This window comes from Kitasatospora atroaurantiaca, from assembly GCF_007828955.1.
GTDB classification, from domain to species: domain Bacteria; phylum Actinomycetota; class Actinomycetes; order Streptomycetales; family Streptomycetaceae; genus Kitasatospora; species Kitasatospora atroaurantiaca.
In genome coordinates this window covers 4,772,281-4,784,386 of the sequence record NZ_VIVR01000001.1, presented here as the reverse complement: position 1 = coordinate 4,784,386, position 12,106 = coordinate 4,772,281, and the positions used below count along the sequence as shown (strand labels likewise).

Below are 12,106 nucleotides of genomic sequence, written 5' to 3'. Positions count from 1 at the left end.
CCCAAGGAGCCCTGCCATGTCGATGATCAACAACCTGCGTGCCGCCGTCCGGCCACACCTCCGCCGCTCCGACGAAGGCCCGTACGACACGCTGCGCCCCGGGCACGGCCCGTCCGCCGTGGTCGACTGCGCCGTCTACCAGGGCGGCAAGCGGCACGGCGAGAGCTGCAGCCCGCGGGAGGCGGCCCAGCGGGTCAAGCGTGCCCGCGAGACGGACGCAGGATCGTTCAGCTGGATCGGCCTGCACGAGCCGACCGAGGCGGAGTTCGAGGGCATCGCCCAGCGCTTCGGCCTGCACCCGCTGGCCGTCGAGGACGCGGTGCACGCGCACCAGCGCCCCAAGGTCGAGCGGTACGACGACGTGCTCTTCGCCGTCTTCAAGACCATCCGCTACGTCGAGCACGACCAGCTGACCCCGACCAGCGAGGTGGTCGAGACGGGCGAGCTGATGGTCTTCGCCGGGCAGGACTTCGTGATCACCGTCCGGCACGGCGGGCACAGCTCCCTGCAGGAGCTCCGGCACCGCCTGGAGGCGGACATCGACGGCACCGGGCTGCTCGCCAAGGGCCCGTCCGCCGTGCTGCACGCGATCGCCGACCAGGTCGTGGACAACTACCTGCTGGTCGCCGACCGGCTGCAGACCGACGTGGACGAGATCGAGTTCGACGTCTTCGCCAACAAGGGCGGCCGGGGCACCGACGTGGGCCGGGTGTACCAGCTCAAGCGCGAGGTGCTGGAGTTCAAGCGCGCGGTGGCACCGCTGCTGCGGCCGATGCAGCAGCTCTCGGAGCCGATGCAGCGCCTGGTCGACCCGGACATCCAGAAGTACTTCCGGGACGTCGCCGACCACCTGGCGAGAGTCACCGAGCAGGTGCATGGCTTCGACGAGCTGCTGAACTCGCTGCTTCAGGCCAACCTGGCGCAGGTCTCGGTGGCGCAGAACGAGGACATGCGCAAGATCACCGCATGGGCGGCCATCTTCGCCGTGCCCACCATGATCACCGGCATCTACGGCATGAACTTCGACTACATGCCGGAGCTGCACCACAAGTACGGCTACCCGATGGTTCTCGGCGGCATCGTGGTCATCTGTATCGGGATGTACCGCGGCTTCCGTCGCAACGGCTGGCTCTGACCGGCCTCAGCGAGGTCCGGGCTCAGCGGGGTCCGGGCTCAGCGGGGTCCGGGCTCCGTCGCGTCCGGGCCCAGCGGCGACGGCCTCAGCGGCGTCCGCCGCGAGCCACCAGCACCAGCCCCAGCAGGATCAGCGCGACCGCCGGGTACGCGGCCACCGGCGGCCACTGCCCCAGCCAGACCGCCGCGATCAGGGCCGCGCCCGGGGTCTCCAGCAGGATCGCCGTCGAAGTGACCGAGGGCCCCAAGGTGCGGACCACCCGGTTGCTCAGCGAGTGCCCGAGCAGCTGAGCCGCCACCATCAGCAGCGCGATCTGCCACCACACACCCGCCGGCCAGCCGGAGAGCCGGGTGCCCGCCACCAGGCAGACACCCAGCAGCGCCACGGCCGTGGTGGCGTAGCAGACCAGCGTGTACGCCGTGGTGCTGACGGTTCGTCGGACCTCGGCGCCCAGCAGCATGTACCCGGCGGCGGCCAGGCCGGCCCCGAGGGCCAGCAGGTCACCGAGCAGCGCCTGCGGGGAGAGCGACATGTCCACCCCGGTCAGCACCAGCACACCGGCGAAAGCCACGATCGTCCCGATCCAGACCGCGCGCGGCGCCCGCTTGCCGAAGAGCCGCATCAGCAGGATCGTCCAGAGCGGCGTGGTGGTGACCAGCGCGGTCGCCGAGGCCACCGAGGTCATCCGCAGGCTGGGCATCCAGAGCGCGAAGTGCACCGCGAGCAGCACACCCGCCGCCATCGCCAGCAGCAGCGCCCGGCGGCCGATCCCGCGCAGCTCGGCGCGGTGCCTGAGCAGCGCGTACGGGCCGAGCACGCCCACCGACATGGTGTTGCGCCAGAACGCGATCGCCAGCGCGGGCGCCGCCGTGGCGCTGATCAGCGGCGCGGAGAGCGAGATGCCCGAGATGGAGACGGCCAGCAGGACCAGGTCGAGCTTGGGGAGGCTGTGCGGGGTGGGCTCGACTGCCACCCGGGCGGGGGCGGCGGTGTCGGGCCGGGCGGCGGTGGGCACAGCTCTCCTCAGGGGGGTCTCGAGGCGATGGGGCGGTACAACGGTAAGGCCTGTTCCACCGTGACGGCACTGTCGTCCTGAGCGGTGAGACACCGCGCGGACGGCATCCGGTGCCGAAGCCGTACGCTGTGGGCCATGGAGCCTACGACGACCGACGCCGCCGACTTCTTCGACCGTGCCCTGCTGGAGGAGGCCGCGAAGAAGTCGGGTCTGCTCTGGGTGCTGGCCGAGGGTCAGCAGCAGAGCCGGGCGCTCTGGCACGCGTGGCACGACGGCGCGGTGGTGGTCGTCGGCGACGGCGCCGAGCAGCCGCTGCACGGGCTGACGGCGGGCTCCACCGCCACGGTGACGGTGCGCAGCAAGGACAAGTGGGGGCGGCTGACCGCCTGGCCCGCACGGGTCGTAGAGCTGACCCCGCAGAGCGGGGCCTGGCTCGGCGCCGTCGAGGAGCTCAAGGGCAAGCGGCTGAACGCGCCCGACACCGACACCATCGGCGACCGCTGGGCACGCGAGTGCCGGGTCCTCCGGCTCGAGCCGGCCGGCCCGCTCACCGAGCAGCCCGGCGCGATGCCGGACGGCTCGCACGCCACCACCCCGATGCCCACCTCGGTGACCACCCGCAAGCCGATCCCGGCCGGGCTGCCGAAGCTCCTGCTGAAGCGCCGCAGGACTCGCTGAGACCACCGCTTGACCATGACACCGTGTCAGGCCTTCGACTGGGACGCATCATGTTCAACATCGGTGACTTCGCCAAGCACGGCCGCGTGTCCGTCCGGATGCTGCGCCACTACGACGCCATCGGGCTGCTGCACCCCGCCCGGGTCGACCCCGTCAGCGGCTACCGCTGCTACGAGGCCGGCCAGCTCGCCCGGCTCAACCGCATCATCGCCCTGAAGGATCTCGGCTTCACGCTCCAGCAGGTGCAGTCGATCCTCGACGAGCAGGTGAACGCGGACGAGCTGCGCGGGATGCTCAGGCTGCGGCACGCGGAGCTGGCGGCGGCGATGGCCGACGCGGCCACCCGGCTGGCCCGGGTCGAGGCGAGGCTCCGGACGATCGAGAGCGAGGGACAGATGCCTTCCGACGACGTGGTGGTCAAGCGCATTCCGGCGGTCCGGGTGGCCGAGCTGACCGGCATCGCCGCCGGCTTCGAGCCGGAGCACATCACCCCGGTGATCGGGCCGCTGTACGAAGAGCTGTGCCGCAAGCTCGCGGAGGCGGGCGTGACCGCGGCCGGCCCGAGCATCGCCTACTACGAGGACTCCCCCGAGGGCGAGGACTCCGTCATCGTCCACGCCGCCGTCACGGTCGCCACGGCACCTCGGGGCGAGTACGGCTTCACGGTCGTGGACCTGCCCGCGATCGAGACCGCCGCGACCATCGTGCACCGCGGCGCCATGGACGACGTCCTGTCCACCGTCCAGACCCTGGCCCACTGGATCGACACCAACGGCCACCGCTCCACCGGCTACGCCCGCGAGCTCTACCTGGAGTGCGAGGGCGACCCCTCCACCTGGGTGACCGAACTCCAGGAGCCGGTCGCCCAGGTCTGACGCTCAGCGGCCCGCCACCGCGGAGGGCACCGCCCCGAGGTCGACCACCTGTGCGGGCGGCGGCGCGGTGACCTTCACGGCCTTGCCGAAGTCGGAGAGGTCCAGGCTCCCCCCGGCGGGCCGGTCGACCCGGACGGGGTACGGCGTGCCCTGCAGGGCGACCTGCAGGGTGCCCCCGCCGGGGCCGCTGACCGCGACCGTACGGCTGTCGCCGACCTCGCCGTAGCCGTCCTTGCGCGGCGGGCCGGCGAGGTCGGTGACGGTGCCCAGCAGGGCCCGGCGGTCCGTCAGCTCCTCCAGGCCCTGGTACGCCGGGTCGTCCGGCGGGACCACCACGTACTTGTCGCGCAGGGTCTCGGCGGCCTCCCGGGAGGTCCCGGTGGTGTCGTACAAGCCCGCCTCGCCCTTGACGTAGAGCCGGCCGTCCACCCGCAGCACCTCGAAGTCCCGTCCGCCGCCGGTCACCCGGCCGACTCCCGCGCCGTCGGTCAGCCGGACGTCCAGGTGGTACAGGGTGCCCCGGCCGGCCACCGTGCCGCTGAGGTGGACGGAGCGGGCGGCCAGCGCGGCCGCCCGGGACTTCGCGGCGATCGCCTCCGGGGTCTGCCGGCCGACGCCGTTGGTCCCGGCATCCGGGTCGGCGGCGCAGCCGGCCGCACCGCCGGTGAGGGCGAGGCCCGCGCCGAGCGCGAGCAGGGTACGGAGCATTGGTCAGCACCGTAGTCCCGTCCGGCCGCCCGGACGGCGTCCTGGCCCGCCCCGCCCGGCGCGTGGCGGACCGTCACACGCCCCGAGCGCGGGCTCGCCCGCTCGTCCCCTTCGCCCCCGCCGCGCCTGCTCCGCCCGGGGCGCCGCTCGGCGGGCTCCGCCGCACCGGCCCAGGTAGCCTTGGCCCCGGAAAGTCGGGAGAGAGAGGGAGTCCATGCCAGGGCCAGGCAGCCGGGTCTTCATCTCGCACCTCGCGGGCGTCGCCGTCTTCGACCCCAACGGCGACCAGGTCGGGCGGGTGCGCGATGTGGTGGTCTCGCTGCGGATCGGCGGCCGCCCGCCGCGCGTACTCGGCATGGTGGTCGAGGTGGTCGGCCGGCGCCGGATCTTCCTTCCGATGACCAGGGTGACCAGCCTGGAATCCGGCCAGGTGCTCACCACCGGCGTGATCAACATGCGGCGCTTCGAGCAGCGCCCGTCCGAGACGCTGGTCCTCGCCGAGCTGCTGGACCGCACCGTCACCCGGGTGAAGACCGGCGAGGAGCTCACCGTCCTGGACGTCGCCATGGTGCAGACCCGGGTCCGCGAGTGGGAGATCAGCAAGGTCTTCGTCCAGATCGGCAGGGTCGGCCGGCTGCGCAAGGCCAAGGGCGAGACGATGACGCTCGACTGGTCGGAGCTCACCGGTTTCTCCCTCACCGAGGAGGGCCAGGGCGCGGCCAACCTGCTGGCCACGTTCGAGCAGCTGCGTCCGGCCGACCTGGCCAACGTGATGCACCACCTCTCCGCCAAGCGCCGCGCCGAGGTGGCCGCCGCGCTGGACGACGACCGGCTCGCCGACGTCCTGGAGGAGCTGCCCGAGGACGACCAGGTGGAGATCATCGGCAAGCTGAAGGAGGAGCGCGCGGCCGACGTCCTGGAGGCGATGGACCCGGACGACGCCGCCGACCTGCTCTCCGACCTCCCCGAGGAGGACGCCGAGCGGCTGCTGCGCCTGATGGAGCCCGACGACGCCGCCTCGGTGCGCCGGCTGCTCTCCTACGAGGAGGACACCGCCGGCGGTCTGATGACCACCGAGCCGCTCGTCCTGGAGCCGGACGCGACGGTGGCCGAGGCCCTGGCCCGGGTCCGGATCGCCGACAACAAGCCGGCGCTCGCCGCCCAGGTGTACGTCTGCCGGCCGCCGAACGAGACGCCGACCGGCAAGTACCTGGGCACCGTCCACTTCCAGCGGCTGCTGCGCGAACCCCCGTACACGCTGGTCGGCTCTATCGTGGACGACGACCTCGACCCGCTGCCGCCGAACACCCCGCTGCCGCTGATCACCAGCTACCTGGCGACGTACAACATGGTCGCCGCCCCCGTGGTCGACGAGGCGGATCACCTGCTCGGCGCGGTCACGGTCGACGACGTGCTCGACCACCTGCTGCCGGAGGACTGGCGCGAGGCCGCGCTGCACGGCGTCGACACACAGGAGAGCGAGACGGCCCGTGGACGCTGACCGCAAGGGCAGGCGGGAGGACACGCCCCGCCAGCGGCTCCAGGGCGAGCTTCGCGAACTCCGGCAGCTGCGCGAACTGCGCGCGCGCGAGGGCAGCCGCATGCAGCGCACCGAGAGCGCGAGCAGCGGCCCCACCCGGTCCCGGCTGGACCAGCCCCGCACCGCCAGGCCCGGGTTCATCACCCTGCCCACGTACGACCCCGAGGCCTTCGGCAAGCTGTCCGAGAAGATCGCGCGCTTCCTCGGCACCGGGCGGTTCATCGTCTGGATGACGGTGGTGGTGATCGTCTGGGTGGGCTGGAACACCCTGCTGCCGTCCGACTGGCGGTTCGACAACTACCCCTTCATCTTCCTGACCCTGATGCTCTCGCTGCAGGCCTCGTACGCCGCGCCGCTGATCCTGCTCGCGCAGAACCGCCAGGACGACCGGGACCGGGTCAACATGGAGCAGGACCGGGCCCGCAGCGACCGCAACATCGCCGACACCGAGTACCTGACCCGCGAGGTGGCCGCCCTGCGGCAGGGCCTGGGCGAGGTCGCCACCCGTGACTTCATCCGCTCCGAACTGCAGGCCCTGCTCAAGGACCTGGACGGCCATCGGGAGACCTCCGACCTGCTGTGACCGGCAGCACGCTACCGACCAGTCCGGGGTCGTTCCGCAGCGCCGTACCATCAAGGCATGGCCAACGAGACAGAGGTTGCGGTCGGCGTGACGGAGGAGTCCGTACGCAAGGCGCTGGCGACCGTCAACGACCCGGAGATCAACCGTCCGATCACCGAGATCGGCATGGTGAAATCGGTCGAGATCGCCGAGGACGGCGCGGTACGCGTCGCGGTCTACCTGACCGTCTCCGGCTGTCCGATGCGCGAGACCATCACCAGCCGGGTAACCGAGGCGGTCGCCAAGGTCCCCGGTGTGACCGGCGTCGAGGTCGAGCTCGACGTGATGAGCGACGAGCAGCGCAAGGAGCTCTCGCAGCTGCTGCGCGGCGGCGCGCCCGAGCGGGAGATCCCGTTCGCCAAGCCCGGCACGCTGACCCGGGTGTACGCGGTCGCCTCCGGCAAGGGCGGCGTCGGCAAGTCCTCCGTGACGGTGAACCTGGCCGCCGCGATGGCCGCCGACGGCCTGAAGGTCGCGGTGGTGGACGCCGACATCTACGGCCACAGCGTGCCGCGGATGCTGGGCGTCGAGGGCCGTCCGACCCAGGTCCAGGACATGATCATGCCGCCGTCCGCGAACGGCGTGAAGGTGATCTCCATCGGCATGTTCACCCCGGGCAACGCCCCCGTGGTGTGGCGCGGGCCCATGCTTCACCGCGCGCTGCAGCAGTTCCTGGCCGACGTCTACTGGGGCGACCTGGACGTGCTGCTGCTCGACCTGCCGCCCGGCACCGGCGACATCGCGATCTCGGTGGCCCAACTGGTGCCGAACGCGGAGATCCTGATCGTCACCACCCCGCAGATGGCCGCCGCCGAGGTGGCCGAGCGCGCGGGCACCATCGCGCTGCAGACCCACCAGAAGATCGTCGGCGTGATCGAGAACATGTCCGGCATGCCGTGCCCGCACTGCGACGAGCTGATCGACGTCTTCGGCACCGGTGGCGGCCAGACCGTCGCCGACGCGCTCACCCGCTCGGTCGGCGCGACCGTGCCGGTGCTCGGCAGCATCCCGATCGACGTCCGCCTCCGCGAGGGCGGCGACGACGGCCGGCCGGTCGTCCTCACCGACCCCGAGTCCCCGGCGGGTTCCGCCCTGCGGACCATCGCCGGCAAGCTCGGCGGCCGCCAGCGCGGCCTCTCGGGGCTCTCCTTGGGCCTCACGCCCAAGAACAAGTTCTGACGGACCCCTCCGGGGCATCCCTGGAGCAAGGGGCAACCACGAGGGGCGCGGGAAACTGCGCGAGGCGGAAGGGCACACGGTGTCGTCTCCCGGATTCGCGCCGTTCCTCGCGCCCCTTGGGGTTGGCCCTGTCCCCAGATCCAGCCGTGGTCAGTGGGCGGTGTAGGCCGTGAGGTCGGGGATGGTGCTGAAGCCCACCCCGTACGCGCTCACGCCGCGTCCGTACGCGCCGAGCAGGACGCCGGGGGCCTCGCCGGCCAGCACCCAGCCGTACTCGGACTCGCGGTAGCGGAAGGGCTGTGGGAGGCCGTTCACCGGGAGGGTGAGCGAGGACCAGCCGGGGCCGTCCAGGTCGTCGGCGAGGTCCCAGGCCAGGGCGGTCTGCTGGTCCATCCAGTCCTGGCGCAGCGCGCGGTCGAGCTGGCCGGGCCAGGTCGCGGCGAGGAGGCCGGAGCCGGCCAGCCAGGCGGCGGAGGAGGCCGAGGTGGCCTCCAGCGTCCCGGTGTTGTCGGCGCTGCGCCGGACGTCACGGCGGGCCATGGTGACCACCACCGCGAAGCGCCGGGCGTCCCGGGCCTCGTAGTGCTTGGCAGGCTCCTCGCCGTGCCCCAGCGTGCCGTAGTCCACGGTGCCGCTCTGGCCCGACCGTCCGGTGCCCGCACCGGCCTGCATCAGCCAGCGGCGGCCCGTCCAGCCGTCGTCCAGGCCGTACCAGGGGAAGTCCGCCGCCAGGTACGGCGTCAGCGGGTCGGCCGGCGGCCCGGCCTGGGCACCGACCGTGGCACCTGCAGCTGCACCCGCTCCTGCCCCGCCCCCGGCCGGCTGCCCCGCCGTGGCCGTTCCCGTCGCACCACTCGTCGCATCCATCCCCGGGCCTCCTCAACGCGCTGTCGCCTGCCAGCACAATAGCGGCGCACATGCCGACGCCCCGCTCAGCCGACCGGGCCGGGCGGGGCGTCGCGCGAAAAAGCTCAGGTCGCGTCGGGGTCGAACGGGGGTCGCTCGCCCGCGCTCAACGGCGCGCCGCCGCCCGTGGCGGGCGCGGGAGCGGTCTTGGTCAGGCTGGTGGGCGCGGCCGGGACCGGGTCGTCGTTCAGCGCGGCCTTGATGTCCAGGCCGTCCCTGATCTCCTTGAAGCCGAGCGGGTCCTCGTCGCCGCCGAGCAGCTGCTTGCGGACGAAGGTCTTCGGGTGCAGGTCCTCGAACTCGAAGTCCTTGAACTCCGGGCCGAGCTCGCTGCGGATGTCCTGCTTGGCGCTGTCCGCGAAGGTCCTGACCTTGCGGACGAAGCCCATCACGTCCTGGATGAGCTTGGGGAGCTTGTCCGGCCCGAAGATCACAATGGCCATGATGACCAGCGTCACGACCTCGAGTGGGCCTATGTCTGTGAACACGTAAGCTCCCAGCTCCTGATGGACGAACCCGATGAGCTCTGCGGACAACGGTCAGTACAGCGTAATGGCCACCGGCCGGTCCATGGCCAACAGCCTGATGAAGCCGTGGCAAAGACCGCCCGGTGGCGTGACCGGATCGCCCTGTCAGCGGAGCTGGTGCTGCAGAGCCGTCGGGCTGTACGTCGTCTCCGGGACCGTGCCCGCGCCGTGTGAGGCCCGGACGGGGTAGACCGGGAAGTCCACCGGCAGCTGGGCCGTCATCGGCACCACCGCATTGCCGCCAGGGCCCCGGACCGGGGTGACCGCGGTGCCGTGCTGGTCCTCACCCGTCACCGAGGAGACGCCGCCGACGCCGCCGAGGGTGACGGCGGCCACCGAGAAGGCACCGGCCGCGGCGAACACGAAGCGCCGGCCGCGCGGCGCGGCCGGGCGGACCGCCGGAGCCTCCGTGAGGGCCGCGAGCGGGCGGGGCATCAGGCTGCGGGGGGCCGTGGTGCGCCGACTGGAGAGGAAGCCCGTGTCCGGCCGCCCGGCCCGCGGGTCGACCCCGGGCAGCGGCGTGTCGGCGCCGAGCGCCCCGCCACCGAACGAGGCCCCGGCCCCGCGGCCGAAGGAGCCGCCGGTCAGCCGGCTGCCGCCGATGGTGCCGGCCACCGCCGTGGCTCCGCCGCCCGGGCCGCCGCTCTGCTCCTCGTCGTCCGGCAGTGCGGCGACGGCGAGCAGCCTGGCCATCAGGGTGGAGGAGGGCGCGGGGGTGCCGGTGTGGGTCAGCAGGTGCTTGACCGCACGGCCCTCGTCGGCCTCGGCGAGGCACTCCGGGCAGGTCGCCAGATGGGACTGGACGCGATCACGCGAGTCGTGGCCGAGTTCGCCGTCGACGAAGGCGGAGAGCCGGTCTCCCAGGTGGTGCTCCTCGGCGGGCGGCTCGGTGCCGCGTACGGCGACGGCCCGCAGCTCGGCGTCGCCCTGCGGCGCGGCCTCGGCGGGCTCACCCCGGCGGCCGAGCTGTGCCCAGCCGGGCCCGCGACGGGCTTTCCCCGCGGACTCCAGCCTGCTTGCTCCCGCCGGACGGCCCGAGCCCGATGGCCGGCCCGATCCCGAAAGGTTGGCGCCGCTCACGAGCGCCCCCGTTCACTCCCGCCGGAGGGGCCGGCCCCTCCACCGGCGGCCTGCGCGGCGACTGCCACCGGCTCCGTGCTGCCACCACGGCGGACCCGCCCGGGGGCGGAGCCGGGGGCACGGTGCTTCAGGGCGGCCCGCAGGTGCGAGCGGCCGCGGTGGATGCGGCTGCGCACCGTGCCGAGCTTGACGCCCAGGGTGGCGGCGATCTCCTCGTACGAGAGGCCCTCGATGTCGCACAGCACCACGGCTGCGCGGAACTCGGGGGCGAGGGTGTCCAGCGCCTGCTGGACGTCGGCGTCGAAGTGGGTGTCGCTGAAGTGCTGGGCGGGACTCGGCTCACGGCTGGGCAGGCGCTCGGCGGCGTCCTCGCCCAGGGCGTCGAAGCGGATCCGCTGGCGGCGGCGGACCATGTCCAGGAAGAGGTTGGTGGTGATCCGGTGCAGCCAGCCCTCGAAGGTGCCGGGGCTGTAGGTGGAGAGCGAGCGGAACACCCGGACGAAGACCTCCTGGGTCAGGTCCTCGGCGTCGTGCTGATTTCCCGTCAGGCGGTAGGCCAGGCGGTAGACACGGGCGCTGTGCGCCTCGACGATCTCCTCCCAGGAGGGAGGCGTCCAGGTCTGCGCGTCGGGGCCCTCGGCGAAGGTCGCGAGCGCGGCGGGGGCCTCGGCCATCGCGGTGTCGGCTGCGGTCGACTTGTCCAGGGGAGAGTGCGCAGGCTGGTTCATCACGGGCTTCGGCGTACGGGCCGACGAGGTGCCGCGGAGTTGCCGCAGCACAGGGACGTCGCCCTCGGCCACACCTCCTCGGTCGGCTCTTCTGCCCAGCAGGGCCACCACCATATCCACCTCACCCGTCAGATCTGGATAAAAGTGCTAGACAGCCACTCCAGGACGGCTACCGCGAGCTCCGCGGAAGCCGTACGTGGGCCGACCGCCCTTTCCCTTACAGAGCAACGGCCGGTCTTCGAACGCGGTTCCCGGTCGGCCAGTAATCTGTGGCTGGAAATATCGACATCAGGTCGCCATCCGGCCGACAGCCGGCGCTCCGAAAGAGGCAGCCATCACCGAGTTCGGGCCCGCGCGTGCGGCCCTCGCCGACACCTACGTCGGCGAGGACGCGGTGCTGACCTACGCCCGGGCCCAGTCCGCGCGGACGGGCATCCGGGCGATCGGGCCGAGCGGCGGGGCCTGCCTGCGGCTGCTGGCGGCGGCGCTGGACGCCAAGGCGGTGGCCGAGATCGGTACCGGGACGGGTGTCTCCGGCGTCTACCTGCTGCGCGGGATGCGCCCGGACGGCGTACTGACCACCGTGGACGCCGAGCCGGTGCACCAGCAGTTCGCCCGCGAGGCGTACCACGCGGCCGGCTTCGCCTCGAACCGCGCACGCTTCATTCCCGGCCAGGCGCTGGACGTGCTGCCTCGGCTCGCCGACGGCCAGTACGACCTGGTCTTCTGCGACGGTGACCCGGCCGAGTCGCAGCAGTACCTTGCAGAATCGTTGCGCCTGCTGCGGCCCGGCGGGATGGTCTGCTTCGAGGGCGTGTTCCAGGAGGGCCGGCTCGCCGAGCCCGAGCACCGGGATCCGCAGACCCACGCCGTACGGGAGCTGGTCCGGGACGTACGGGAGAGCGACCTGCTGCTGCCCGCGCTGATTCCGGTCAGCGACGGGCTGCTCTGCGCCGTCAAGCGGTAGGCGCCGGGAAGGTCGATCAGGTTCGGGCACCCCGGGGCCGTTCGGCTGCCTGATCTGCCGGCGGAGGCTCCGAGCGCGCCCGGATGACACAGAGCCCGGGTCCGGTGTGTCCGGACCCGGGCTCTGCGCGCATCTCCAGGGAGATG

The 12,106-nt window shown here is 72.6% G+C and carries 13 protein-coding genes; 7 read left to right on the top strand and 6 right to left on the bottom strand.

The window, feature by feature from the left end; translation table 11 throughout:
- The first annotated feature begins 16 nt into the window (after positions 1-16).
- Positions 17-1,135, top strand: coding sequence for a magnesium/cobalt transporter CorA (corA, locus tag FB465_RS21945; protein WP_145793058.1), 1,119 nt, complete (start codon positions 17-19; stop codon positions 1,133-1,135).
- Positions 1,136-1,220: 85 nt separating this feature from the next.
- On the opposite strand, the gene FB465_RS21940 is transcribed toward corA, so the two are convergent.
- Positions 1,221-2,150 carry a DMT family transporter gene (locus tag FB465_RS21940; protein ID WP_145793056.1) on the bottom strand — a complete coding sequence of 310 codons (930 nt, stop codon included), beginning with the start codon at positions 2,148-2,150 and terminating at the stop codon, positions 1,221-1,223.
- Between the two features lie 135 nt (positions 2,151-2,285).
- Between FB465_RS21940 and FB465_RS21935 the strand changes: the two genes are divergently transcribed.
- Complete coding sequence (locus tag FB465_RS21935) at positions 2,286-2,828, top strand: pyridoxamine 5'-phosphate oxidase family protein (protein WP_145793054.1); 543 nt, start codon at positions 2,286-2,288, stop codon at positions 2,826-2,828.
- A gap of 50 nt (positions 2,829-2,878) precedes the next feature.
- Positions 2,879-3,703 (top strand): MerR family transcriptional regulator, encoded by an 825-nt coding sequence (locus FB465_RS21930; protein WP_145797505.1) that lies wholly within the window; start codon positions 2,879-2,881, stop codon positions 3,701-3,703.
- 3 nt (positions 3,704-3,706) lie between these two features.
- On the opposite strand, the gene FB465_RS21925 is transcribed toward FB465_RS21930, so the two are convergent.
- Entirely contained in the window at positions 3,707-4,411 is a 705-nt protein-coding gene (locus tag FB465_RS21925; RefSeq protein WP_145793052.1) for a hypothetical protein, read from the bottom strand.
- Positions 4,412-4,625: 214 nt separating this feature from the next.
- Here FB465_RS21925 and FB465_RS21920 point away from each other — a divergent pair, with 214 nt between their 5' ends.
- The 3 genes from FB465_RS21920 to FB465_RS21910 all read left to right on the top strand — a co-directional run bounded on the left by FB465_RS21920 (position 4,626) and on the right by FB465_RS21910 (position 7,752).
- Positions 4,626-5,912 carry a magnesium transporter MgtE N-terminal domain-containing protein gene (locus tag FB465_RS21920; RefSeq protein WP_145793050.1) on the top strand — a complete coding sequence of 429 codons (1,287 nt, stop codon included), beginning with the start codon at positions 4,626-4,628 and terminating at the stop codon, positions 5,910-5,912.
- Between the two features lie 100 nt (positions 5,913-6,012).
- Positions 6,013-6,534, top strand: a complete 522-nt coding sequence (locus FB465_RS21915) for a DUF1003 domain-containing protein (RefSeq protein WP_145797504.1) — start codon at positions 6,013-6,015, stop codon at positions 6,532-6,534.
- A gap of 57 nt (positions 6,535-6,591) precedes the next feature.
- Entirely contained in the window at positions 6,592-7,752 is a 1,161-nt protein-coding gene (locus tag FB465_RS21910) for an Mrp/NBP35 family ATP-binding protein (RefSeq protein ID WP_145793049.1), read from the top strand.
- 150 nt (positions 7,753-7,902) lie between these two features.
- Here FB465_RS21910 and FB465_RS21905 read toward each other — a convergent pair whose 3' ends face one another.
- The 4 genes from FB465_RS21905 to sigE all read right to left on the bottom strand — a co-directional run bounded on the left by FB465_RS21905 (position 7,903) and on the right by sigE (position 10,939).
- Complete coding sequence (locus tag FB465_RS21905) at positions 7,903-8,619, bottom strand: hypothetical protein (protein WP_246192771.1); 717 nt, start codon at positions 8,617-8,619, stop codon at positions 7,903-7,905.
- A gap of 104 nt (positions 8,620-8,723) precedes the next feature.
- Positions 8,724-9,146, bottom strand: a complete 423-nt coding sequence (locus tag FB465_RS21900) for a sec-independent translocase (protein WP_145793047.1) — start codon at positions 9,144-9,146, stop codon at positions 8,724-8,726.
- Between the two features lie 144 nt (positions 9,147-9,290).
- Entirely contained in the window at positions 9,291-10,265 is a 975-nt protein-coding gene (locus FB465_RS21895; protein WP_145793045.1) for a zf-HC2 domain-containing protein, read from the bottom strand.
- Positions 10,262-10,939 carry an RNA polymerase sigma factor SigE gene (gene sigE, locus FB465_RS21890; RefSeq protein WP_211785996.1) on the bottom strand — a complete coding sequence of 226 codons (678 nt, stop codon included), beginning with the start codon at positions 10,937-10,939 and terminating at the stop codon, positions 10,262-10,264. Before sigE ends, FB465_RS21895 begins: the two co-directional genes overlap by 4 nt.
- Before the next feature lie 352 nt (positions 10,940-11,291).
- Here sigE and FB465_RS21885 point away from each other — a divergent pair, with 352 nt between their 5' ends.
- The gene (locus FB465_RS21885) at positions 11,292-11,960 is read left to right on the top strand and encodes an O-methyltransferase (RefSeq protein ID WP_425461256.1); all 669 of its coding nucleotides are present in this window, start codon (positions 11,292-11,294) and stop codon (positions 11,958-11,960) included.
- Positions 11,961-12,106: the final 146 nt, after the last annotated feature.

Excerpts from the sequence above, each read along its gene's own strand:
- corA (WP_145793058.1), top strand. The coding sequence starts at position 17 with ATGTCGATGATCAACAACCTGCGTGCCGCCGTCCGGCCACACCTCCGC.
- FB465_RS21935 (WP_145793054.1), top strand. The coding sequence starts at position 2,286 with ATGGAGCCTACGACGACCGACGCCGCCGACTTCTTCGACCGTGCCCTG.
- FB465_RS21930 (WP_145797505.1), top strand. The coding sequence starts at position 2,879 with ATGTTCAACATCGGTGACTTCGCCAAGCACGGCCGCGTGTCCGTCCGG.
- FB465_RS21925 (WP_145793052.1), bottom strand. The coding sequence starts at position 4,411 with ATGCTCCGTACCCTGCTCGCGCTCGGCGCGGGCCTCGCCCTCACCGGC.
- FB465_RS21920 (WP_145793050.1), top strand. The coding sequence starts at position 4,626 with ATGCCAGGGCCAGGCAGCCGGGTCTTCATCTCGCACCTCGCGGGCGTC.
- FB465_RS21915 (WP_145797504.1), top strand. The coding sequence starts at position 6,013 with ATGCAGCGCACCGAGAGCGCGAGCAGCGGCCCCACCCGGTCCCGGCTG.
- FB465_RS21910 (WP_145793049.1), top strand. The coding sequence starts at position 6,592 with ATGGCCAACGAGACAGAGGTTGCGGTCGGCGTGACGGAGGAGTCCGTA.
- FB465_RS21905 (WP_246192771.1), bottom strand. The coding sequence starts at position 8,619 with ATGGATGCGACGAGTGGTGCGACGGGAACGGCCACGGCGGGGCAGCCG.
- sigE (WP_211785996.1), bottom strand. The coding sequence starts at position 10,939 with ATGGCCGAGGCCCCCGCCGCGCTCGCGACCTTCGCCGAGGGCCCCGAC.